Annotated in this window: 16 protein-coding genes; 6 read left to right on the top strand and 10 right to left on the bottom strand. The window is 59.0% G+C overall.

The window, feature by feature from the left end; all coding sequences use genetic code 11:
- Positions 1-441 precede the first annotated feature (441 nt).
- Entirely contained in the window at positions 442-1404 is a 963-nt protein-coding gene (locus R2R70_RS05025; protein ID WP_410977438.1) for a DMT family transporter, read from the top strand.
- Positions 1405-1617: 213 nt separating this feature from the next.
- Here R2R70_RS05025 and R2R70_RS05020 read toward each other — a convergent pair whose 3' ends face one another.
- From R2R70_RS05020 to R2R70_RS05005, 4 genes are all read right to left on the bottom strand, one after another.
- Complete coding sequence (locus R2R70_RS05020) at positions 1618-2301, bottom strand: hypothetical protein (RefSeq protein WP_192839265.1); 684 nt, start codon at positions 2299-2301, stop codon at positions 1618-1620.
- A 175-nt stretch (positions 2302-2476) separates the two neighbouring features.
- Entirely contained in the window at positions 2477-2917 is a 441-nt protein-coding gene (locus R2R70_RS05015; protein WP_279835624.1) for a YkvA family protein, read from the bottom strand.
- 233 nt (positions 2918-3150) lie between these two features.
- Positions 3151-3876, bottom strand: a complete 726-nt coding sequence (locus tag R2R70_RS05010) for a pirin family protein (protein WP_410977437.1) — start codon at positions 3874-3876, stop codon at positions 3151-3153.
- 61 nt (positions 3877-3937) lie between these two features.
- Entirely contained in the window at positions 3938-4390 is a 453-nt protein-coding gene (locus R2R70_RS05005; RefSeq protein WP_213114470.1) for a DoxX family protein, read from the bottom strand.
- A gap of 131 nt (positions 4391-4521) precedes the next feature.
- On the opposite strand from R2R70_RS05005, the gene R2R70_RS05000 reads away from it, so the two are divergent.
- Positions 4522-5463: a LysR substrate-binding domain-containing protein gene (locus tag R2R70_RS05000; RefSeq protein ID WP_410977436.1), complete on the top strand. Its 942-nt coding sequence runs from the start codon at positions 4522-4524 to the stop codon at positions 5461-5463.
- Positions 5464-5478: 15 nt separating this feature from the next.
- Here the strand turns inward: R2R70_RS05000 and tdh are convergent, their stop codons facing one another.
- From tdh to R2R70_RS04970, 6 genes are all read right to left on the bottom strand, one after another.
- Complete coding sequence (gene tdh, locus R2R70_RS04995; RefSeq protein ID WP_107334550.1) at positions 5479-6504, bottom strand: L-threonine 3-dehydrogenase; 1026 nt, start codon at positions 6502-6504, stop codon at positions 5479-5481.
- Positions 6501-7739, bottom strand: coding sequence for a glycine C-acetyltransferase (locus R2R70_RS04990; RefSeq protein ID WP_410977435.1), 1239 nt, complete (start codon positions 7737-7739; stop codon positions 6501-6503). Before R2R70_RS04990 ends, tdh begins: the two co-directional genes overlap by 4 nt.
- Before the next feature lie 477 nt (positions 7740-8216).
- On the bottom strand, positions 8217-13694 hold the full coding sequence (hhe, locus tag R2R70_RS04985) for a DUF4011 domain-containing anti-phage protein Hhe (RefSeq protein ID WP_410977434.1): 5478 nt from the start codon (positions 13692-13694) through the stop codon (positions 8217-8219).
- A gap of 616 nt (positions 13695-14310) precedes the next feature.
- Positions 14311-15834, bottom strand: a complete 1524-nt coding sequence (locus R2R70_RS04980; protein ID WP_410977433.1) for a BCCT family transporter — start codon at positions 15832-15834, stop codon at positions 14311-14313.
- A gap of 364 nt (positions 15835-16198) precedes the next feature.
- Positions 16199-17896 carry a BCCT family transporter gene (locus R2R70_RS04975; protein WP_410977432.1) on the bottom strand — a complete coding sequence of 566 codons (1698 nt, stop codon included), beginning with the start codon at positions 17894-17896 and terminating at the stop codon, positions 16199-16201.
- A 606-nt stretch (positions 17897-18502) separates the two neighbouring features.
- On the bottom strand, positions 18503-20305 hold the full coding sequence (locus R2R70_RS04970; RefSeq protein WP_410977431.1) for a BCCT family transporter: 1803 nt from the start codon (positions 20303-20305) through the stop codon (positions 18503-18505).
- Positions 20306-20843: 538 nt separating this feature from the next.
- Here R2R70_RS04970 and R2R70_RS04965 point away from each other — a divergent pair.
- The 4 genes from R2R70_RS04965 (at position 20844) to R2R70_RS04950 (ending at position 25006) form a co-directional block, all read left to right on the top strand.
- Positions 20844-21800 (top strand): GlxA family transcriptional regulator, encoded by a 957-nt coding sequence (locus R2R70_RS04965; RefSeq protein ID WP_054557162.1) that lies wholly within the window; start codon positions 20844-20846, stop codon positions 21798-21800.
- A 333-nt stretch (positions 21801-22133) separates the two neighbouring features.
- On the top strand, positions 22134-23186 hold the full coding sequence (locus R2R70_RS04960) for a YHYH protein (RefSeq protein ID WP_410977430.1): 1053 nt from the start codon (positions 22134-22136) through the stop codon (positions 23184-23186).
- 149 nt (positions 23187-23335) lie between these two features.
- Entirely contained in the window at positions 23336-23686 is a 351-nt protein-coding gene (locus R2R70_RS04955) for a hypothetical protein (RefSeq protein ID WP_410977429.1), read from the top strand.
- A 228-nt stretch (positions 23687-23914) separates the two neighbouring features.
- Complete coding sequence (locus R2R70_RS04950) at positions 23915-25006, top strand: YHYH protein (RefSeq protein WP_410977428.1); 1092 nt, start codon at positions 23915-23917, stop codon at positions 25004-25006.
- Positions 25007-25012: the final 6 nt, after the last annotated feature.

Here is a 25012-nt window from a genome sequence, read left to right as displayed (position 1 = left end):
TGACATCTGCATGTCACGCGCTTCACGTGCCCCAAGCGCCCCAATAGAAGGAGGAATGGCGAACAAGAAGCTGTCGGGCGGGGTTGTCTTGCGCGCCATAAGGGCGGCTCACGCCTTGTTGGCTTGCGTGAATCCCCTCTTTCTGGTGGTCGTCATTGTCTCGAGATGCTGGGCGAAATGAAGGCCTACTCAGGCAAGGATATATCCACTGATTATTCAAGAAGTCGCGCACGATTCAGTGACAAGTCACTAGTAGCCGTCATGTCTGTCATGCATTGGCGACAGGTATTCAAGTTTAACTTTCGTTGGCTGATTGAGAATAACAATTGGATACCATTTAAATAAAAGAAAGCACAAATAAGCCGGCTGTGTATATTTACAGGGTGTGGGCGTGTCTTGTTACGCTGTCTTTCCTCAATCAATCACGTCTATGGAGAGCGCATGGCACAATGGGGCATGTTATTGGTCATTCTTGCAGCCCTCCAGTGGGGGATTACCGGTGGGCTGGGAAGTCAGTTGATGTCGTGGGGCTGGCAGGCCGAAGTCATTTCGTTCTGGCGCGCCATGGTGGGGTTCATCTGCATGCTGGGCTGGATGTTTCTGCTGGGCTATCACAAGCGCCCGGCCGACTCCACGCGGGGTCTGTTGGGGTGGTCATTGTTGGCGGGGCTGGGTGTCGCCGGCAATTTCATGTTCTATTTCAAGAGCGTCAATGAAAGCAGCGTCGCGGTGGCTGCCACGCTGATGTACAGCGCGCCCATCTTTGTCTATATCGCCTCTTTCCTGGCGCGGGTCGAGAAACCGACGCCGGTCAAGTTGGGGTCGATCGTGGTGGTGATGATCGGCATCGTATTGCTGACAGGCGTGCTGCAATCCGGCTCTGCCTCTGTCACCCCATTGGGCATCGCCTTTGGCTTGTTGGCGGGCGTGTCTTATGCCGTGTTCATCTTTGCCTTCAAGTCCGCTTCGCGGCACGGCAGTGTGCCGGGCATCCTGGCCATCGCGCTGGGCTTGAGCACCTTGATCATGGTGCCGTTCACGGACATGGGGCAGGCGATTGCGGTGCCCTTCGCCGACGAGTGGTGGGTCTTCATCCTGTTCGGGCTGGTGGGCGGTGGCTTGTCCTTCTATTGCTATATTGCCGGGCTGCGTCATAGCTTGCCGTCGGTCGCCTCCATCGTCGCCATGATCGAGCCGATCACTGCCACTCTCTACGGCCTGTTGATTCTGGGGCAGGGCTTGAGTGCCATGCAGGTAGGTGGCATGGCGCTGATTCTGCTCGCGATCACGGTGCTGAGCCTGGCGCAGAATCGCCCGGATGTGTTGCTGCGCATGCCGCTCGGGCTGCGCAAGGCCATGCCGAATGAAATGCAGCCGAATCAAACGGAACAGTCAGGTAAATGATGCCTTGTGAGCCCTGAACTGATGTCTTCATTCTGCTCGCGATCGTGCTGAATGCCGCGCGGTACACGATGCGCGAGTCTCGAGGGCAATAGCGAAGGGGTGAAGGGGCCTGAAACACGACAACGCCTCGTCAGCATGGCTGGCGAGGCGTTGTCGTGTTTATGGTTTTCATGAGCTCGTGTCTTGCCAGTGCGTGCTGGATCTACCTCGCCGTCAGCTATCGCTGAGTACGGCGGCAAGTTCAGGGCTCGGGCGACTGGCGTTGACGAAGAAGTCATTCATCGTCAGCAGCAGGTACTTCTTCATCATGTTCTGGGCCGGCAGGAAGATGCGATCACCGAAGTCGAAGTTGCCTGCCTGGTGCGGCACGGAGTCCTGAACGGCGTAATCCTTGCTGAACAGCAACTGCTCGTTCTTGTCGTAGAGACGATACTGGACATCGAAATCGGCAATGATATCGAAGTCTTCATTGGCGACACCGAAGGTCAGCAGATTCTTGGTCAGGTTCTGGGCGATCAGGTAATCAAGATAGACAGGGCCACGATTCTCATGGGCCTGGATTTCCACCTGCAGGCGGTAGTCGCTGGCACGTGCATCATGGGTGATGCGCGAAGACGCGGGCAATTGCTCACGCAGCAATTGATTGAAGTGGGTCATTGCCGGTGAACAGGCGCGCGACAGCTTGATGTTGCCCAGTGGTTGCATGGCCTGTTGGGCTGCGCCGGAAAACAGATTGGCCTGTGGCTGACTGTAATAGACGTCGGAATAGAACACCTTGTGCTGGTAGGCCTGCGCCTCCACCGGCGTTACCTTCGGGACATCGATCTGCGCGCGCGACACACAGCCGGCCATCACCATGAGGGCAATGCCCGCGCTAGCGAGTTTCATCAATGGCATGGGCATTCGAGTGACGGGCATATGACGAATTCTCAGGCGTGGCGAAGTTGTCGCTCACCGTAACATGCGCATGTGACAAGGCTAAACACGGGCCAGACAACGCCTTTCAACCATTGTTAACTTTTGTTGAATATTGTTGCATTTGTATATATGAAGACTCGCAAGAGGCGCCAGCTCAATCGAACCAGCGCTTGAGCGTCGTCTCCGCGCGCGCGGAATGTTCCGGTTTGATATGCGCGGCGACGATGGCGACGGCACCCGCCATCAGCGTCAGGTCATCGGTGTAGCCAAGCAGCGGTGTGAAGTCGGGCAGACCATCGATGGGCGAGATGAAATAGCCCAGCGCCCCATAGATGGTGGTGCGCGCCCAGAGAGGCGTATCGGGGTCCTGGGCGGCAAAATACATGCGAAATGCGGGATTGAGCACGCGTTTGCCGGCCTTTCTGGCGGCGCCGCTCACCTTGCGCCAGAAGCCGGCCTCCGAGTAGTCCTCGGTATGGGCGTCGAGGGCCTCCTGGTGTGGACGGCTGCCATCGCCCGTCTGCGCTACCTGATCCGGTGCTGGCAGCCTGAGTGTCTCAGGCGGCTCGGCGGCGATGATCGTCTCATTCGTCATGGCGCTGTCTCCGTCATCTGAAGGTGTCGGCAATGGCTGCCAGCTTCATACCCTGCGCTGTAAGCCTTACTCTACCATGTGACTTTGCGCGGGTTGTGTCGTTCCGTGAGTCGCTTCGGCAATCGCTGCGTGCTGGCAATGACAGACAGAAAGACGCCGCCTCCTCACCCGTATCGACTGGGCAAGGAGGCGGCGTCTTTTTTGGCGATCAGGAATTGGTCAGCAATAACGGCTCAGGCGGGCAGGTCGAACAGCAGGGCGTGCAGCCGGTGGGCTTCGCTCAGCGAGAGCCGTGATGCCTGATCCAGCGTCACGGCGTCACCTGCGCCCAGCGAGATACTTTGCGCATCGTCCGCGCTCAAGCGCGTGGCCCCGTCGATCACGTGCAGATAGTAGCGGCGCTCGCTGTCCAGTGGCAGCTCCAGTGCTGCGCGCTGCTCGTCATCCCCTTGCAGGGCGATGCGATACATCCGGGCATCCTGATTGATGGCCAGCACCCCAGGCGCGGCTTGCGCCGGTGGTGCGATCAACAGGGTGAGGCCGTCGCGGGCGGCGAAGGGCTGCTGCTGATAGCGCGGCGGCAGCCCCTTGGCCTGTGGCGTGATCCAGATCTGCAGAAAGCGCAGTGGCTCGCGGGACGAGGCGTTGTATTCGCTATGCTCGATGCCCGTCCCGGCACTCATCAGCTGGACTTCGCCCACTCCCAGGGTATGCCGTGAGCCCATGCTGTCGCGGTGCTCGATGCTGCCTGACAGCACATAGCTGATGATTTCCATGTCGCTGTGCGAGTGCGGATCGAAACCTGCGCCCGGTGCCACGCGGTCATCGTTGATCACGCGCAGCACGGAGACGCCCATGTGAGCCGGGTCGTAGTAGCTGGCGAAGGAGAAACTATGGCGGCTCTCCAGCCAGGCGAACCTGGCATGGCCGCGCGCATTGCCGGGACGTAACGTGAGCATGGCAACCTCCTGAGACTGTGCGGGCGCGCATTGAGTGATGAATAGCCAGCCTTCAGCAGGCTCATGAATCGTGCCTGGCCGGGCTCAGCAGGCGGTCGAGTGACAGCTTGCCGCCGCCGGTGATCGCCAGGCTCGCCGCGATGGTCAGCAGTGCCAGCGCGTATTCGTAGCCGTTGTTGCTCGCGAACAGCCCATTGCCGATATGCACGGTCAGGATGGCGACCAGCATGGTGAAGGCCAGCACGGCAGCCGCCGGACGTGTCAGCAGGCCGATCAGGATCGCCAGTCCGCCGAAGAACTCGCCGCTGCCGGACAGCAGCGCCATCAGGTAGCCGGGTTCGATACCGATGGAGGCCATCCACTGGCCGGTGCCTTCCAGACCGTAGCCGCCGAAGGCGCCGAACAGTTTCTGTGAACCGTGGGCCATGAAAATGATGCCGGTCGGGACACGCAGCACCAGACTTGCGAGGCTGGAATCGGTGGTCATCAGGCGAGAGAGGGCAGACTTGAACATGTGTGGCTCCAGTGATCAGGGGATATGAGGTCTTTCAGATCAGTGTGTTTGATCGATGGAGCTACTATAGAATGGGGCTTATCAAAAAAATAACGGAGGATTCTGGTCTCAATGATCAGAATTTTTGAATCATGGTCTCTCCCATCACACTCGACGCCCTGCGCGTGCTAGATGCCATCGAGCGGCGGGGCAGTTTCGCCGCGGCCGCCGAGACGCTGCACCGCGTACCCTCGGCGATTTCCTATTCGGTCCAGAAGCTGGAGGAAGAGCTGGGCGTGCCGCTGTTCGACCGCTCGCGTCGCAAGGCCGAGCTGACCGATGCGGGCCACCTGGTGCTGGCGCATGGGCGGCGCATTCTGTTGGCCACCGAGGAGATGGCGGCGCTGGCGCGTCAGGCGGGAGCGGGCTGGGAGGTCGAGCTGCGTATCTGCGTCGATACCATTCTTGATCCGGAGGCGCTCTATCCGCTGTTGGAGGAGTTCCAGGCCATCCAGCCGCGCACGCGGGTGGTGTTGAGCGAGGAGGTGATGGCGGGTGCCTGGGATGCGCTGCATGACAATCGCTGTGATCTGGTGATCGGCGCGCCCGGCGAGCCACCGGTGTCGGGTCTTGCGTGCCGGCGGTTAGGCGCAATAGAACCGGTCTTCGCCGTGGCGGAAGATCATCCGCTGACCCGGCTGGCGCAGCCGATTGCCATCGAGGCGCTGCAGGAGTATCCCACCGTGATCGTGGCGGACAGTTCGCGCAGCCTGCCCGGCCATTCTTCCGGCTTGCTGGATGGCCGCAGCCAGATCATCGTCAAGACCACGGCGCAGAAGATCGAGGTCCAGTGCAAGGGGCTGGGAGTTGGCTATCTGCCGCGGCATCGAATCCATCGCCAGCTGGAGGAGGGCAGTCTGGCACTGCTGCAGCTGGAGACGGCGCGCGCGCCGATCGATCTCTCGCTCGCGTGGCGCAGTGGCCGTCAGGGCAAGGCGCTCAAATGGTTCCTCGAGCGCCTTGCCGCCCCCGGCATTGGTGAGGCCTTCGGGCTGTTGCCGCGCGCGCCGGCGACTGACTTGCGTGGAGACTGAACCGAGCAAACGCCCTCAGCCCCAGTCGAGCACCACCTTGCCCGACTGACCGGAGCCCATGATCTCGAAGCCCTGTTGGAAGTCTGCGACGCCCAGGCGATGGGTGATGATGGGCGAGAGATCCAGCCCTGACTGGATCAGGCTGGCCATCTTGTACCAGGTCTCGAACATCTCGCGGCCATAGATGCCCTTGATGGTCAGCCCCTTGAAGATGACCTTGGTCCAGTCGATGGCCATCTCGCCGGGCGGAATGCCCAGCATGGCGATCTTGCCGCCATGATTGATGACATCGAGCATCTGCTCGACGGCGGAGGGCACGCCGGACATTTCCAGCACCACATCGAAACCTTCATGCATGTCGAGCTCCGCCATCACCTCCTTCAGGGATTCGCGGCTGACATTGACGGTGCGGGTCGCGCCCATCCGCTCGGCCAGTGCCAGTCGATAGTCATTCACGTCGGTGATCACCACATGGCGAGCCCCGATATGGCGGATGACCGCCGCCGCCATGATGCCGATGGGCCCGGCACCGGTGATCAACACGTCCTCGCCGACCACATCGAACGCCAGTGCCGTATGCACGGCATTGCCGAAGGGGTCGAAGATGGCCGCCAGGTCATCGCTGATCTCATCCGGCAGCTTGAAGAGGTTGTAGGCGGGCAGGGCAAGATATTCGGCGAAGGCGCCGGGGCGGTTGACGCCCACGCCCTCGGTATTGCGACACACATGGCGACGCCCCGCGCGGCAGTTGCGGCAATGGCCGCAGGTGATGTGCCCTTCGCCTGAGACACGGTCGCCGATCTCGTAGCCACGCACCTCGCTGCCCAGTGCGACGATCTCCCCCGCATACTCATGACCGGTGACCATCGGCACCGGCACGGTCGCCTGCGACCACTCATCCCACTGATAGATGTGCATGTCCGTGCCGCAGATCGCGGTCTTGCGGATCTTGATCAGCACGTCGTTGTGGCCGATTTCCGGCACGGCCGTTTCGGTCATCCAGATACCGGGTTCGGCCTTGAGCTTGGCCAGCGCCTTCATGCATCACCTCCCGTCGTGGACTCGATCACGCCCATCTCGCCCCCGATACGCGTAAAGGCGGCAATGGCTGTCTCGATCTGCTCCGGAGTATGCGCCGCCGAGATCTGGGTGCGAATGCGCGCCTGTCCCTTGGGCACCACCGGATAGGAAAAGCCGATCACGTAGATGCCGGCCGCCAGCAGGCGATTGGCGAAGTCGCCCGCCAGTCGTGCATCGCCGATCATCACCGGAATGATGGCGTGACCGGCGCCCGCGAGGGTGAAGCCGGCCTCCTGCATGCCACGACGGAAGCGTTCGACGTTCTCCCACAGCTTACGGCGCGCCTCGGCGCTGTCCTCGACCTTGTCCAGCGCCTTGAGAGTCGCCGCCACGATGGGCGGCGCCAGCGAGTTGGAGAACAGATAAGGGCGCGAGCGCTGGCGCAGCCACTCGACGATGGGCCCGCGCGCGGCCGTCACGCCGCCCGAGGCCCCGCCCAGTGCCTTGCCGAAGGTCGTGGTGATGATGTCGATCTGGTCCATCACGTCATGGTATTCGTGGCTGCCACGCCCGTTGGCCCCCACGAAGCCGGTGGCGTGGGAGTCATCCACCATCACCAGCGCGTCGTAGCGTCTGGCGAGCTCACAGATGCCCTTGAGGTTGGCGATCACGCCATCCATCGAGAAGACACCGTCGGTGGCGATCAGCTTGAAGCGTGCACCGGCGGCGTCCGCTTGCTGGAGGCGGGCCTCGAGTTCGCGCATGTCATTGTTGGCATAGCGATAGCGGCTGGCCTTGCACAGGCGCACGCCATCGATGATGGAGGCGTGATTGAGCGCATCGGAAATGATGGCGTCCTCAGGGCCGAAGAGTGTCTCGAACAGGCCGCCATTGGCATCGAAACACGAGGAATAGAGGATGGCATCGTCCATGCCGAGAAAGGCCGCGAGGCGCTTTTCCAGCACGCGGTGCTGATGGTGAGTGCCGCAGATGAAACGCACCGAGGCCATGCCGAAGCCGTCACGCTCCAGCGCCTGTTGCGCGGCCGCGATCAGCTCGGGGCTATCGGCCAGGCCCAGATAGTTGTTGGCGCAGAAGTTGATCACCTCCGACCCTTGCCCCTCGTGTTCATCACCGCCCGCGACCCGCAGGCTGGCACGCTGGGGCGAGGTGATCTCGCGCTCCTGCTTGTAGAGGCCTTCTTCATGCAGCTCATTGATCTGACGGCTGAGGTGGTCGTGGAAACTGGCTGGCATGCGTCGCTCCTGTGGTCCGTCACACTGTCGGGTGTCACCGCTGGGCTCGGTCTGCTTGAGCCGTCTTGTTCGCAGAGACGGTCAACCTGTTACTGACAGCATAGTGGTCTGCCAGAGCGTATGCCGACAAGGGGCGAGCGTCGGGGGAGGGAAAAGGTCTGCAGCAGACGTGACACGGCCCTGCACCTCTTGCGAGGGCAGGGCCGTGGGGTCTAGAGACATGAACACCGATGTCTTGGCTTGCTATCACGCATGGCGAGCGTTGGAAGTGATGCTGTCCTCACGTCAAGCGCCAGAATAGAAGTTGGAGTCGTGTTCCATGGGCTCCCTGCGAGGCTTGGCGTTATAACGTTGATTTATTGGATAATTTGATTGGGCTAACACGCCTGTGAAGATAAATTATCCGGGTTGTCCGAGAAGGGTGAAGCATCAGCAATACCATTGCAGGCCTGTCAGTGACAGGCCTGTCGTGTGGGTTTATTGCAGTACCTTCGTTCTTTCTTCCTTGCCTTCCAGTATCTCCAGAATACTATCGAGAAAACGATGTGCTTCCTTGGGCTCGGTAGCATCACGCAGATATTTGGGGATCATCTCGACAAACTCTGAACGTGAGCAGGGCTGGTGCTCGGCCAGCGCTTCTATCATTGCTGGTCTCAGCAGCCGGCGCTCGGCTGGTGTGTCTGGGAAAGCCTCTTCAATCACCTGTTCGGCGAAGCCCTTGAGACGCAGGCTCAAGGGCTGATCTCCTGAATCAACTGCTTGGGGCCCTGGACTCTGAGCAACTGCTTCGAGTTGCTCATTCACTTCAACTGCAACTGCTTCTTCGATAAAAGGCTGTTGTTCAGTTGCCGTTTTCAGTTGATTCAGCTCACGAATGATAGGGTCCAGCTCGCCATCCGGGTTACTGAACCAGTCGGTTGACCAGATGCGTCGAATGCGCCACCCCAGGCGTTCCAGCACTTCCTGGCGCAGGCGGTCTCGGTCTCTGGCTGACTTTGCTGAGTGGTAGGTCGCACCGTCGCATTCGATGCCCATGAGATAGCGCCCTGGGTTACCTGGGTCTCTGACCGCGATATCTACAAAGAACCCCGCTACGCCGACTTGAGGCTCGCAATGGAAGCCGGCGGCTTGCAGAGACTCCATGACTGCAATTTCGAAATCACTGTCAGGTGCCTTGCCGGTGGAATAGCTGATGCCTTCCATGTTCCCCTTTTCAGCAAAGTGCAGGAAGCCACGCAAGGCACGTACACCGCTTTTGGTGGTTTCACTTACCAGAATGTCTTCAGACTTCATGGAGCTGAACACATGCATGCGCTTTTTCGAGCGAGTGAACAAGACATTCAGTCGACGCCAGCCAACATCGGAGTTGATAGGGCCAAAGCGTTGATAGACTCGTCCTCCAACTTCTCCCGGACCATAGGTGAAGGAGATGAAGATGACATCCCGCTCATCACCCTGAACATTTTCCAGGTTTTTGATGAATAGCCCATCCTCCTGATTGCGAAGAGCATCTATGGCGTTGCTGATCTCTGAGCTTGTCTTGCAGAGCTCATCCACCGCTCGCTCAATCTGCTCGCGCTGCTTGGAGTTCATGGCGACGATGCCCAGTGATTCATGTGCATTGTGCACCGCATGTCGGGCCACGGCTTCTGCCACGACTCGGGCTTCTTCGATGTTGTGCTGGTTGACGAACCGCCCCTGCTTTACAAGCGTAAACTTGACGCCGAAGTCTTCCGACTGCGCATGTGGGGAAGGGAATACCACCAGGTCACTGTCGTAAAAGTGGCGGTTGGAGTAAGCAATCAGGTGCTCATGCTGCGAGCGGTAATGCCAGCGCAAGCGCCGCATGGGGAACAAGGGTAGAGCAGCATCCAGAATACTGTCAGTTTGTACCATTGCCGCCACATCTTCTTCTTCACCTGAGACATCGGAGCGGTCGAAGAAACTGGTAGGCGGTAACTGTTTGGGGTCTCCCACGACCACCAACTGACTGCCTCGAGTAATGACCCCCAGGGCGTCTTCAGGTTTCACCTGAGAGGCTTCATCCATCACCACCAGATCAAATTGTATTTCACCCGGCTGCAGATAGTGCGCCGCAGACATGGGCCCCATCATGAAGCAAGGTTTGAGCTCTTGCAGAGCTCTACCGGCACGGTTGATCAACTGACGGATAGGAATATGCCGCGCCTTCTTGCCCAGCTCATGCTTGATCAATGCAAGCTCGGTATACTCCGACTTTCGTCCACCAGATACTCCTTCGGGAATCTTTCTCTGGGCGATGATGCTGGCGATACGCTTGCGCTGGAGCTTTTGAAGCTCCTTGTCGTAATGACGGAACGTTTTCTGGTCCTGATTTTTGCTGAGACCGGAGATTCTTGCCAGATGCGGTTTGGCCGCAATGATCTCTCTGGACAACTGATCATGGATTGCCAGTGACAGCCCTTCATCGACCTGATCGATGAGGATGTTGCCTGCCATGACTTCCTTCCAGATTCTCTCCAGGCCATTGGCGAACATCTCATGCTCTGAGCGAATAAAGTTGACCCAGCCATTCAGCCAGCGAGGGTTTGAGATAGCTCTGTCATTACGTTTCGTAATGCCAGTGAGGGTAGGGTCGGTTGACGCCACCCAGAGCTTGTTGTCAAGTTGAGTAGCCTCTGCATAAGTATGATAGGCCGATTTCTGCTGCTGCCATTGTTGTTGATATTCAAGTGCATCATGCCGTAACTGCTGGAAATCTTCGGTTGATTTCATCTCTTTAATGGCCTGAGCCAGCGAGCTTACCGAAAGATGTTGCAGTTTTCTGGCAAAGGACAACGTGCTTTGAATCGTGGTGAGAGCAGCTTGATTGTCCTTGCCCACCCCCCAGTACAATCGGGCTACGTCTCCAAATAGAGAGGAGACCAGCGGGTCATGGCTGAGGCGCTGTTGCAGCGAGGATAATTGCTCTAGCTGTGACACTCTTTGCTGCAGCTCTAGTAAAGAAATATCCTGTTTCAACACCCAGGCCAGAGTCGTTTCCAGCACTGTCGACAGAGACATGATGACCTGTTGGATTTGCCCGGTGGCCCCTGTCAGCTGTTCCCTGTCACTGAATGATTGTTGCAGTTTTGGGTAGAGTCCCAACGTCTGCTCGAGCCCGGCCATGGTGTCACGAATGGAAGTGACGATATCTTGTTTATGAAGTTGCTGGATGCCCTTGATCAATTGAGCGTCAAGGTCGAGCAAAGCAGTCCCTGCTATGACTCTTGGGCCAAAGCCAATGCCATAAACCTCTCGAACTTGGCGATACCAACTTCTGAGCATCAGCAGTGATTCAATATCTGTATCCAGGCTGGCATAGAGTTCTCCTAGAAGCTTGCTGAAATTGCTTCTTTCCAGATGCCCGACCTGTTCAGAATATTTGATCAAGGTATCCAGCTTTTCGACCATTTCCGCTATTTTGGTGTCAGGGCTCTTCGCCATGCTCTTGAGATTTTTTCGAGCAGTACGCCAGTCACTATTGAACCACTTGAACATGCCTGCATTGGCAAGATGATGTTGTATGTTTTGCAAATCTTCATGTGGAAGCAGTGCGTCTAGATGATAAGTGTTGCGCAATGTAGCTCGTAGTGGGTGGAGCTCATGCAGTTGCTGCTTCAAATTGGCAAGAATCGCATCCATTTCATCATCGTCGAAACGACTTGACCGAAGTTTGACAAGCTCGCCTGGAAGTTCGTTGGTAAGCTCTACCAGTTCGATGAAAGCTGACAGTCCTTCCTTGCTGTTGGTCAGGAGAGCTGCAAGTGGCTCCGGCAGCGCAGTCTTCAACTCTTGTTGCTTGACAAGATATTCATCTAGTTCGTTTGAGGCTTTGGTCAGATGAATTACGGACTTCACTATATCCGATAGCAATAACTGCGTTGATGCTCCGAAAGCAGTTACAGGGTCAGTGAATACCGGTGGTATCTCCCCGTCCATAAGCAAAGTCAGTTTATCCCGAACCAGTTCTGGATCTAACTCTTCATACAGGCTTTGGAGAGTGATGAAGTCATTTATATTGCGCTCAACATCATCTATGGTTTCTTGATTCAGTCGTCTCAAGGCTGGGAAGTACTCTTGGCCTTTCAGATCCGGCAATTTTGAAAAATCTTGATCAAGACAGTCAAGTTCTGGAAGCATTTGTAGTGTATTCGAGTCAAGCTGCCAGCGTGATACCAAATGCTCAGTGGTGTCGATAAGCTGACCAAGTGTTTTCTGCCAGCTACTCAATAACAGGACTATTCTCTCGCTATCAAAGATCTGAATGTCGGTATTGGTGACGCCACTCCAAGGGTGATCATATATAGCTGAATTTTCACCGACCTGTTGGCGAACTTCAGCATAAATCCCCGTGAATGCTTTTATCTGATCGCGTAGTCTGAGTAGTTTGATCTCATCGAGGCTTTCCCCAGAAAGGCCAGTCACATGTAAGCGTGTAGGATCAATGGTCAGCTGGCGGCGGTAGCGTGAAGCCCCGCTGAAAATATCATGGATACTCTTGTTTGTGGCACCCCAGATCCCGTTTATTTCTTTGGCATAATCATTGAGTTGATTTTTCAGTTCTTCATAGCGAGCTACTTCGGCATCAATTTTTTGGGGGCTCTGTAGCTTTGACTGACCCACGATGCGAGAATTTATCTCCTCAAGGACTTTCCGCTTCTGCGACTTGTGGCTGTGAAGCTCCAGACAAAAATCGCCCAAGCCGGCTTTGTCGAGTCGGCGTTTGACGACTTCCAGTGCTGCCAGTTTTTCGGCAACAAATAATACTTTCTTGCCGCTTAGCATGGCGGCAGCAATCAGATTGGTAATGGTCTGCGATTTACCGGTGCCCGGTGGGCCTTCAATCACCAGGTTATGACCGTCCACAGCATCGATCAAAGCACTATGTTGTGAGCTGTCAGCATCATCAATAAGTGGGAAACGCTGATGAATGTCACCAAGCTCATCTATTTCATGCTCCAGCTCAGTGCCAACTCCACCCTCGTTGGCACTTGTCTCTACGCTGGTAAAGAACCGGGTTACCACTGGATGTTGAGTGATATTGCGACCGTCCAGAGGCCAGCGTGCCGGATCGAGATCCAGGTACATCAGCATCTTGCCAAAGTTGAGCAAAGCCAAGGAAGCATAACGCTTGACTGACCACCGAGGTTGAGTCTTTGAGATAATGTCTTCTACCCACGAAAGATATTTCTCGGGTGGCATGTTTTCTTCAAGATCTGGTAAATCAATGCCAAAGTCATTGGCTAGCTTTACCTGCAATGACAAGTTGGGAATGATATCTTCGCCGGTATATTTTATCTGGTACCGGTACACCCCAGCGTTGGCATTCAGCTTTCCTCTTTCCAGCATCACTGGAATGGTAAACAACGGGGCGAGTCGACTCTTGTCGGAATTCGGTGATTCAAACCATTCCAGGAAGCCCAGCGCAAGATACAGAATACCTGTACCGGTTTCTTCAATTGCAGTTTGGGACTTGTTTCGGATTCCACGTAGCCTGGATTCCATTTCCTGAGGAAATAACAGGATCTGGATGTCATTATCACAATGTTCAGGCTTGGTGTGATGCTCATCGGGGCGGGGTAGATCGTAGCTATTATCAATGCCCAATACCTTTGCCCACTCGCGTGCAGTCGGATCCGGCTTCAATCGCTTCTCGCTGCCGTCTTCCTCAGTCGTCAGGTATCCGTGTTCGAGCAGCTGTTTATATTGTGGGTCGGGTACAGCAGCGAACTGCATACCCTTTTCATCAATCAAGTTTTGATACAATTGATCTGGCAGCTCATTCACGACACGAAGTGAGCTACCTTTTTGATCAATTGGAAAGTTAAGCAGTCGATTCCTGCTGGTAATGTCTAGCAGCTTTCTGCGCATATTCTCGAGCGACTCGAGGACAAAAGGATCGACGTCTTGTGAAAATTTCTCGAATTGAGTCATTGTCATCTGCTCTACCATAAGTAGTTGACCGGGCCCGCTTACCACGGTTGGCAGCCATCTTCTTGGTGGCTGGATATGCGTCTTGTCGACCGCCGGCTTCTGCGAGCTAGCTTGAAGTGGGGTTAACCATATGATTCTGAAAATTGTTGGTAATGGTTAGCGATGGTTGATAGTTGACTAACGATGTCACTGGACCAGGCAGCAGGCCTGTCTGCGCATGACAAAATGGAACAATACTAGCATATATTATAATTTGAGTATGATTGGATGAAACTTCTGAGCTAATACCGTGAGCGCAGTAGTAGCGGTTCCCTGGGGGCGTAAATTATTCCTTGGGAGCACCAGCACTGGACTCGCTTGCTGAGTGACTTTGCTCAGCTGCCTGGCGGCGATTTCATTTCGTTCGCAGCTGGGATAGCTGGCTTGCTGGAAGCCCTTCCGGAGCTTGCAACGTGAGGGGGAGAGTTAAGAAGGAGGCGGAGGCGGGTAGTGCACAACCATTCTTCACTACTGCGTAATACACAACGGCCCTGCACCTCGTTTGAGGGCAGGGCCGTTGTGTTGGATAGATTGTATTGCGTCAGTACGCGCTGCGACGCCTCTCACTCCATGGCGTTCAGCGCTGGGTGAGTGGCGCCAGTGCCGGGACGGCGCGGGAGGCGCGATCACGGCGTACGCGGATCACGAAGGCGATTACCAGCGCGAAGATACCGAAGGCGACCGGGATGGCGGCGACCGAGATCAGGCTCAGCAGGGTCTTGTAGACATCGCCGCCCAGCCAGCTGACCACGACAGCCAGGGCCGCCATGGAGATGATCCAGAAGGCGCGTGAGCGTTTGACGGTCAGCATCTCGCACACCAGGCCCGCGGAGTCGGCGCTGGTGATGAAGAACAGCAGGATGTTGAGCGTCAGGATCAGGGACAGCAGGCCGCTGCTGTCGATGGTGTCGATCAGCTTGAACACGTCATTGACGCCCAGGCTCAGGCTGCCGAGCCCGAAGACCACGAACCACAGGCACGAGAACAGGGTCGGCACCAGCATCACGCCCAGCACCATGCCGCGCAGGGTGCGGCCTTTGGAAATGCGGGCGATGAAGACACCGGTGAAGATGAACCAGCCATACCAGGCCGCCTCGAAGGCATACAGCCAGTCTGCCAGCCATGTCTTGCGCTCTGGGTCGCCTAGGCCGATATCGGTGGCCATCGCGGGGTACTTGAGCAGGTATTCCGGCACCAGGCGCACGAAGGTGGAGAGGATGTCGCCGGGCACGGTCAGCACCAGCACGCCGAGCATCAGGATGATCGCGAACAGGGTGTTGTAGTTGCTCAGCCACTTGATGCCGCGCTTGAGGCCCGAGGCGGAGGAGATGATGGCGCACACGGCCAGCACGCAGATGATCAGGGTCGGGCTGAATTCGATGCCGACCAGCTTGACCAGCCCCTGCTGGATCGGGGTGGTCGCGTAGGTGAAGGACAGTGACAGGCCGATGACGGTGGAGACGACGAGGCTGATCAGGTTCAGCTTGCTCCACAGGCCGTTGCCCAGCAGTTCTTCGGCAGGCTTGGCCATCTTCATGTTGTACATGGCGTGGGCGAAGAGCGCGCCGATGGCCAGATAACCGGCCCAGGCGAGCAGGCCCCAGTGATTGAAGGCGTTGAGCAGCGCCATGTCGGTGCTCAGGCCGGCATCGGTGTGATATTTGGGTTCCAGCACGCCCCAGGTGAGCAGGCCGATGCCCATGCCGGTAGCGAACAGCATGCCCATCCAGCTCAGGGTATGGAATTCAGGGTCGCCTTCGCCGAAGCGCAGCTTGCCCAGCGGGGTAAAGCAGACCGCGACCAGCAGCAGCGAGACGGCAAAGGCCGGCCAGGTGAACAGGAAGCCGAAGTTGCCGATCACCGAGCCCTTGATCAGGTCGAGACTGGCCAGAAATCCTTCGGGAAACAGGGCGGCGGCACCGATCAGTAGCGCGATCACGCAGACGGTCGCGATCGAGGTCAGGTATTGCTCCTTGCCACAGGTCGAGTTTCCCAGTCCGCAGATGTCGTCAGCGGAGTGCGCGTTCTGTTGTTCATGATTGGACTGTCCAGAGACGGACTGTTCAGAAGCAGGCTGTGCAGAGGGCGAGTGGTGGGTCATTGTGCGAGTCCTGATGTTGTTATTGTCGTGGCAGGCAACGTGATACGGGGATGAGGTGACGCGTTGAAGAGGCCGATGCTGAGCTCCTGTGAATGGCAAGGACCTCATAAGACTATCCGTACTGGGTAAGCAGTTTTGGATATGCACGACAACTAATTGGCTTGTTGCGACATGACGGCCCACTCCAGCGCGATATCGGCAGGCATGAGCTTGATGTGTTGCCCACCCCCACTCGCCGAGCCGCCCCTGTGACGGGATGGCTCGGCGAGTGGGGGTGGGCAGGACCGGTCTGGCAGAACATGTCATGCCAGTGAGGCTTTATATGGGGACTGGCACAGGTTCAGGCTTACTCTCAGCCTCGAGCTCAGGCCTGGCTTCTGTCCGGCTTTGGCTTGCCGAGCTTCATGAGGGCGATGCCGGACTCCTGACATAGCGCCACCAGAAGGCCCAGCGTCATCGCCACGATCACGAAGCTCATCGGCAGGGCGGCGGCCATCAGGATGGTCTGCAGTGCCTTGAGCCCGCCCGCCATCAGCAGCGTACCGGCCACCAGCCCGATGCAGATGCCCCAGAAGATGCGGTGGCGTGCCAGCGGTTCTTCATCGCCCAGCGACAGGATGGTCGTGACCACCAGGGTGCTGGAATCCGAGCTGGTCACGAACCAGCTGATCAACAGGAAGATCAGCAGAGACGACAGGATGACGCTCAGCACGCTGTTGCCCGCCAGGGCATCGGCGGTGGCGAACAGCGCTTCGGGCAGGTTCCAGTTGCGCACCAGCGTCATCAGCTCGCCGCTGCCGGCACCCATGCTGGCCGTCAGCTCCTGATACAGGCCAGTACCACCGAACAGCGCCTGCCAGATGAAGATGATCAGCGGCGGGGCGATCAGCACGCCCAGAATGAATTCCCGCAGGGTGCGGCCCTTGGAGATGCGGGCGATGAACAGCCCGATGAACGGGGCCCACGCCAGCCACCAGGCCCAGTAGAAGATGGTCCAGCCGACCTGCCAGCTGTTTTCCCCCGCAGTCTCGGCGACCCACAGCCCCATCGGCACCACATCGCGCAGATAGGCCAGCAGCGTTTCGCCGAACAGCGAGATCAGCCATAGCGTCGGGCCGCCGATCAGGAAGCTGCCGACCACGAGGACCGACACGCCGATGTTCAGCTCGGAGATGAAGCGAATCCCGCGCTTGATGCCGGAAACCGCCGAGGCGATGGAGATCGCACTGATCGCGACGATCAGCGCCAGCTGGGTGCCGATGCCGGCATCCAGACCGGTGAGGCGATTGAGGCCCACCGCGATCTGGCTGACGCCCAGGCCCAGCGAGGTGGCGATACCGAACACGCAGCCCAGCACGCCCATGATGTCGACGGCATGGCCGATCGGACCGTAGATGCGATCACCGATCAGCGGATAGAGCGCGGAACGCAGCGCCAGCGGCAGTTTCTTGCGATAGGCGAAGTAGGCCAGCGTCATGCCGACCATGCCGTAGATCGCCCAACCATGCAGCCCCCAGTGGAAGAAGGCCACCTTGAGCGCCTCGACGGCGCGGGCGTGATCCATGGCGGTCGCGCCGGCCAGATCCGCATGCGGGTTGTTCGGGTAGCCGAAGCCACCGGAATTGTCGAAATAGAACATCGGCTCGGCGACACCGAAGAACAGCACGCCGATGCCGACACCTGCCGAGAGCAACATCGAGATCCAGGTGAAGCGTGAGAACTCCGGGGCGCTGTCCTTGGGACCGAGGCGCAGGCTGCCCCACGGCGAGCACACCAGTACCAGCGACAGGGCGATCATCGCGACCACCAGCACCAGGTAGTAGGTGCCGAAGGTATGTTCGATCCAGCTGCGCGCGGCACCGAAGATGGCGGCCGCCCCATCGGGAGAGAGGCCGGCCCCGACGACGAACGCCAGCAACAGGCCGGCCGATGTCAGGGTCATGCCCTTGTGCATGCCCTTGAGCGGGCCGCTAGTTTCCACCTGGATATGTGCCGTGAGGGCATTGTTCTGCGAAGGGTGTGGTGCGGAATCACCGAGCGGATCATGGTCTGTCGCTGCCATGAGAAGACTCCTGAATTGTTGTAGTTGTTGTGTGAGTTGTTGTGTGAGCTGTCGTTCTAATTGCTGTTTGAGCGTCGCTCCTGCTGCAGCCTGAGTGCCTTGAGGCCTTGAGAGCGGAATCGATACGGGCAAGGCCGGTGGCTAAAGTGGGGGTGGGATTCTCGTTCAGGCCAATGCCGGGGATGGCCAATCTCGAGAGCGCCAAGAGTGTCATGCGTACCTGGCTAGGCACTTTTGCTGTCAGTGTCCTGTCAGCAACGCAACCGGTTGTCAGGCTGAGGGTTGCGCCTTTCCAGACTAGTCAGGCGCGGTGCGTGGACGTTGGAGGTAAGCGACGCCTGCTTGCCACAACACGACGTGAAGAGCATGCAAAAGACGCCAGAAATGACAATGCCCGCTCAGGTGTTGGCCTGAGCGGGCATTGATGACGCGTGGGTGACACGATTGTGACGCTATGGTCACGCGATTCTTATGCTGTGGTCACACACATTCTAATAAATGCGGGCCAGTGAGCCTGTGATCTCGGTGCAATTGCCGAGAGAGCCGTGTTGTCTTCTCTACGCTTGCATTATGAAACCTTACATTCCGAAACCACTGGCAGAGGGCCTAGCCCGCGTTGGTCTGGCTGACTGCTCGCGGCGTGGCTTGCGGGCCGGTCTTCGGCTGACGACGCGACTTGATCATGCTGCGCGATTCATCGACCAGCGCGACCAGCAGGCCAAGTGTCATGGCGAGGATCACGAAGCTGACCGGCAGGGCAGCAGCCATCAGGACCGTCTGCAGCGCCTTGAGCCCGCCTGCCATCAGCAGCACCGCCGCGACGGAGCCGATGCAGACACCCCAGAAGATGCGGTGACGCGGCAGCGGGTCTTCATCGCCCATCGACAGGATGGTGGTGATGACCAGGGTGCTGGAGTCCGAGCTGGTCACGAACCAGCTGATCAGCAGGAAGATCAGCAGCGATGTAAGCACGGTACTAAGAATGTCATTGCTCACCAGCGCATCGGCGGTAGCGAACAGCGCCTCTGGCAGATTCCAGTCGCGAATCATGCCCATCAACTGGCCAGTGCCCGGGCCCATGGCCGCGTTCAGCTCCTGATGCAGCGCGGTGCCGCCGAACAGGGTCTGCCAGATGAAGATGATCAGCGGCGGGGCAATCAGCACGCCGAGGATGAACTCACGCAGGGTGCGGCCCTTGGAGATACGCGCGATGAACAGACCGATGAACGGCGCCCATGCCAGCCACCATGCCCAGTAGAAGATGGTCCAGGCATCCTGCCAGTCGCGCTCGACCGGCGTGCTCGCGACCCACAGCCCCATGGGGATGACGTCACGTACGTAGGAGACGACCGTCTCGCCGAACATGCTGATCAGCCATAGGGTCGGGCCACCGATCAAGAAGCTGCCGACCACGATGACGGACACGCCGACATTCAGCTCGGAAATGATGCGGATGCCGCGCTTGACGCCGGAGACCGCCGAGGCGATGGAAATGACGCTGATGATCGCGATCAGCACGACTTGGGTGCCGATACCCGAGTCGATACCGGTCAGGCGGTTGAGGCCGACGGCGATCTGACTGACACCCAGCCCCAGTGAGGTAGCGATACCGAACACGCAGCCCAGTACCCCCATGATGTCGACGGCATGGCCGATGGGGCCGTAGATGCGGTCACCGATCAGGGGATAGAGCGCGGAGCGCAGTGCCAGCGGCAGATTGCGGCGATAGGCGAAGTAGGCCAGCGTCATGCCGACGATGACATAGACCGCCCAGCCGTGCAGACCCCAGTGGAAGAAGGCCAGCTTGAGAGCGTCGACGGCGCGGGCGTGATCCATCGCCATATGGCCGGCGAGGTCAGCGTGCGGATTGTTGGGATACCCGAAGCCGCCGGAGTTGTCGAAGTAGAACATCGGTTCGGCGACGCCGAAGAACAGGATGCCGATCCCGACGCCTGCCGAGAGCAGCATCGAGATCCAGGTGAAGCGCGAGAATTCAGGGCGGCTATCCGGCGCGCCCAGGCGCAGCTTGCCCCAAGGGGAGAAGACGAGGGCAATGCACAGGCCGATCAGGCCGACGATGGTCACCAGGTAATAGGTGCCGAAAGTGGATTCGATCCAGGCGCGCGCGGCGCCAAACAGGCTGGAGGACAGCTCGGGAGCCAGACCGGTGGCGAGAACGAAAAGCAGCAGCAGGCCGGCGGAGGTCAGGGTCATGCCCTTGTGCATGCCCTTGAGCGGGCCGGAGGTCTCGACGCGCAGGCTCAGGTCCGGCGAATGGTAGCGCTGAGAGCCGACGGCTGCCGCGGCGCTGCCATCAGAAGTGGCGTTGTTGGAGGTGGTGTCTTTAGCGGTGGCGTTTTTGGTACTGGCAATGTCAGGTGAGGCGGGATCAGGCTGAGGTGGGGTCACGCAATATCTCCTGTTCGAGCTGGTCGTAGGGCCAGCGTTCCCTGTCGCGGTCACGGCGGAATGACCGTTCATCTGTCGCGAAAAATTGTTGTCGATAAGGCAACGAGATGAAGACGTGAATGCTTGTCGAGAGGCGCAAGAAGACGCTAACTCCCTCAAAGCATTACAATATATTATGTATGGAATTGATTTTGATGGCTACAGCTTCTGGTAAATTGGCTGTGTCGCAAGAGCGCGTTTGCCAGCGAGCCCATTCGGTCACGCAGACTCATTGGCAAGGGCTATCGCGCTGGGGCGTCGTGGCTGTCCGAGAGGCAGAAAACATGCAATGATATTCTTGACGTTATGCGACTCTTGATTGCCTGAAAGCGACAATGTTGGCCGTCTGCTGGGCGCTTTTGGGATAACATTCGGCGGTGCAGGGTCGTGAGCGGAGCCTGCACCTCAGGCGCTTGCCCTCACGACGTCATTGACGCTGCTTGCGCTCAGCCGGCGGGCAGGGCGGATTTACCTTCTTACTCTCTGGAGCCACTGCACGATGCGACTCGATTACATCGGCCCGCTACCGGAAACCATCGGGTTTCTCTTGCTGCCACGCTTCTCGATGATGGCGTTCTTCGCGGCCGTGGAGCCTCTGCGAATCGCCAATCGCATCAGTGGCAAGCCGCTGTTTCGCTGGTTGCTCATCAGTGAGGATGGCCAGCCGGTCACGTCTTCCAGTGGCATGACGCTGGTCGCCGACCACAGCATTCTCGATATTCGCTCCCTGCCTTCGCTGGCGGTATGCAGCGGTTTCGAGCCCGAGGCGCACCTCAATCGCGCCTTGACCGGTTGGCTGCATCGTCTCGATGGCGGAGGCTGTGTGCTGGGTGGCCTGGATACCGGCTGTTTCCTGCTGGCGGCGGCAGGACTGCTGGACGGTGAGCGTGTCACGCTGCACTGGGAAAGCCTGCCGGCGTTTCGTGAGCGATTCCCGACCATCAGTACCTCGGATGAGCTGTTCGAGCTGGGCGCGCGGCGCTTTTCCTGTGCCGGTGGGGCAGCCGCGATGGACATGGCGCTGGATGTGATTGCCCGCCGGCACGGCACGGCGCTGGCGGTGGATGTCTCGGAGCAGCTGGTACACGACCGTATGCGCACGCGGACGGACCAGCAGCGCATGACGTTGGCGCGCCGCCTGGGCACCCACAAGCGCCAGCTGGTGGATGCGGTCGCCCTGATGGAGCAGAACCTGGATACCCCCTTGTCGCTGGAGGAGCTGGCGAAGCGCTGTCGCGTCTCGCTGCGCCAGTTGCAGCGCCTGTTCGAGCAGGAGCTGTCGACCTCGCCGCGGGCCTGGTACCTGCGGCTGCGCCTGGAGCGGGCGCGGCATCTGCTCAAGGAAACCGACCTCGATATTCTCTCGGTCGGGCTGTCGAGCGGTTTTACCTCCAGCTCCAGCTTCTCGCGTGCCTACCGCAACCACTTCGGGCATTCCCCGCGCCAGACGCGCTGAGACCTGGCCAAGGGCGCTTCTTTCAACACAAGGGCGCTGCTTTCAACAATTGCTGCAAGTTCGTGCGCCACCTTGCCTGCGTTCGGCTCTCACCACTGGCTTTTGCCGGCGGTCCTCATGCGGCTGTCATACCCGCGTGTCAAAACGTGATCTGATGGGAAAGGCTGCCAGAAAGCGGGTATCCACGCCTTGAGATGCCATGCTGTCGGGCAGGGTGCGTCTTGTGCTGGAGGAAGTACGAGGTTTCAGTCGGCGTTTGCCGCAGGTGAGTGATAGCTGCGTGTGGCCTGCAGAGGCATGAGAGCGACTTTCGCAATGACAAGGGGATGGGGAATGAAGCATCTGACAAGCAAGCTGCTATTGGGGAGCGCCATCGCCTTGATGGCCTCCACGACCGCCGTGGCTCACGGCACCGACATGAGCGAGCGCCTGGCAACTATCAAGACGATGTTCGATGCCGATAGCGTCGTGGCAGGCCCCGAGGTGGTGGATTGCACGCTTTCCGGCGGCACCGAGACCCAGTGTTTCAGCATCACGCTCAAGAACTCGCTGGCCGCCGATGAGATGGGCCCCTGGTGCCCGGGCAATATCTCGGACACTGCTGATGAGGGCGGTATCTGGGTGCGCGACGGCACCCAATACGACGTCGATGGCGCCTTCATCGAGAATCTGGCCACCTTCTATGATGACCCCGAGTGGCAGTTGTTCGATGAGGACACCGGCAAGGTTCACGTCACCGATACCAGGGCCGCGTGCGATCAGGCGGCGCGGCCGGATGTGGCCGAGGAGTACAACAACTACTGCGTGGAATGCCGCACGGAATACATGGAAGAGGTCGTCGAGACCACCTATGTGCTGCCCTTGGTGCCTGTCGCCCGTCAGGATGAGGCAACAGGGCGCACGCCAGGCACGCCAGGCCCACGGGGTATCGCCTTCAATGGCGTCAGATTCGATGCCGCAGCGCCGCAGGATGCGATTCTCGCTGCCCATACTCTGGCCCCGTTCGACGATTGCGGGGGGCATGTGAATCTGCACGTGGGCTATCACTACCACGGTGCCAATGGCTGTAGCCCCAAGCAGGAGAAAGCGGAAGCGGATGCCCCGATGATCGGCTTCGCGATGGACGGTTACCCGATTCTGGCCAAGCTGACAGGTGATGACGCTGAAAAGGCCGAGCTGGATGCCTGCAGCGGTCACGTCGCCGTAGGGATCGGCTATCACTATCACGGTAACAGCGCCGAGAAGAACGAGATTCTGGGCTGCTTCAAGGGCGAGATCGGTTGTGCGCTCGACTCGCCGGATGCGGTCTGCAAGGCAGATGAACGCCCGGCAGGTGGGCCGCCAGAGAGCGGGCCTGAAGGGCAAAAGCCTCACGACGAGGCGTGAGGCCGAAGGCTTCTCTTGTGTGCATGGGGGAGCCCTTGTAAGTGCAGGGGATGCCTCGGGTTGTCGGCTTGGTTGCGGCTTTCTGACATATTACCTGCACACTCTGGCGGCACCCTGCGTTCATCCGCATGAATACACAAGGAACGAGCATGATGAAGCTTTCTGGTCTCTCTGGCGTGAGTCAGGCCATCGCCCGCAGTGGCGCAATGTTTGCCATCACCGGTGCCCTGCTGGCAGTCAGTGCCGTGAGTGCGGCGCAGCAACCGCCGCGCGGCAAGCCGCCTCAGGAAGCGTTGGAGGCATGTATCGCCAAGCAGGTGGGAGACCAGTGTCAGATTCAGGTGCAAGGGCAGCAGGATCTGATCCCCGGTCAGTGCATCGCACCGCCCGAGGGCGGCCCTGGCCCGGGTGCATCAGATGACGCGCCGGCCGATGGTGGCGAAGGTCTTGCCTGTCTGCCCGAGGGTGCCAAGCCGCCGGGTGGCCCAGCGGAACGCTGAGGCTGAAGGCGCCTGCGCCGCATGCACCGTGAATGCTTCGCCCGCCACTCTGATGATGTTGCATGGAATCAGAGGGCGGGCGTTGCTGTCTGTGGGCTGCCGGTTGTCAGTGCTGGCTTTTGGACTGAAGCGCTCTCTTTTGCATGCGTTCTGGTTGATTCACCCTTTCTGTCGCGGTGGCACCTTGCGCTTGCCGCGACGTTCAAGCGTCCTGTCAGGAGTCATTGAATGACCATCACACCTCCTCAGCGTGCAACTGCCGTGCGGCACAAGGCACGCTTGCCCGCTTATGTGCTGTCAGCATCGGTCGCGATGCTGATGGCCGGCGCGGCTCACGCTGAAGTCGTGCCGAGCCAATTCTCCTCGGCCGCGCTGGTGAAAGCCCCTGAAACGGTGAGCTGTACGCTGGAAAATGGCACGCAGACCCAGTGCACCCGTCTGGTGGTCAAGTACAAGCCGGATGGCCTGAAAACCGGCCCGTTCTGTCCGCCATCTCTGGATGACGAGGGCGGTATCTGGGATTGGGATGGCGAGAACTCGGGCCTCTATCGTCTGGATCGCGCCTTCTTCGAGATGCTCGATACGCTCGGCTTCCATTTCCATGATGATGACGAAACGCTCCACATCATGACGGACCTTAGCAAGAGGCCGGTCGAGGCCAACAACTGCCTCAACGTGGCCGAGGATGAAAGCGTAGAGATGACCGTGCTGCTGCCCCTTGAGCCGGTCGAGGCTGCCGAGCCCACGCCGCTGGGCACCGTCGCCAAGATCGGCCTCGCCCTGGATGGCGTGCCGATCTTCGCTGACGCCCCGTCAGTGCTGGATACCGGCAACCTGCCGGCGCTGGATACCTGCGGCGGGCATGTCGATCCCGGTGGCTGGTATCACTGGCATGCCACGGCGACCGATATCGACACCCTCTATGATGAGCACGGTGTTGATGCCCACTGTCAGCTGCCACAGAGCCATACCGCCCAGTTCGCCTATGCCTTCGATGGCTATCCGATGTTCGGCACCCAGGACGCCGGCGGCAGCGCCCCGACGGACCTCGACAGCTGCAATGGTCACTTCGGCCCGACCGAGCGCCACCCCGAGGGCGAGTACCATTATCACGCCACCGACGAGTTCCCGAATCTACCCAAGTGCCTCAAGGGCGTGGTCGCCAAGGACAACTTCGTGACCACGGCCAGCATTGGCATCGGCTCGCCGCGCATACCGGGCCAGGGCCCCGGCCCGGGTGGGCCGGAGAAGGACACGTCTGATCGCCCGGAGTCTGATCAGCCGTCAGAGGCCCCGTCTCAGGCATCCAGCGAGCAGTAGAGGCGG

Source organism: Cobetia sp. SIMBA_158 (assembly GCF_046566945.1).
Taxonomy (GTDB): Bacteria; Pseudomonadota; Gammaproteobacteria; order Pseudomonadales; family Halomonadaceae; genus Cobetia; species Cobetia amphilecti.
This window is presented reverse-complemented; position numbering and strand designations above follow the sequence as displayed.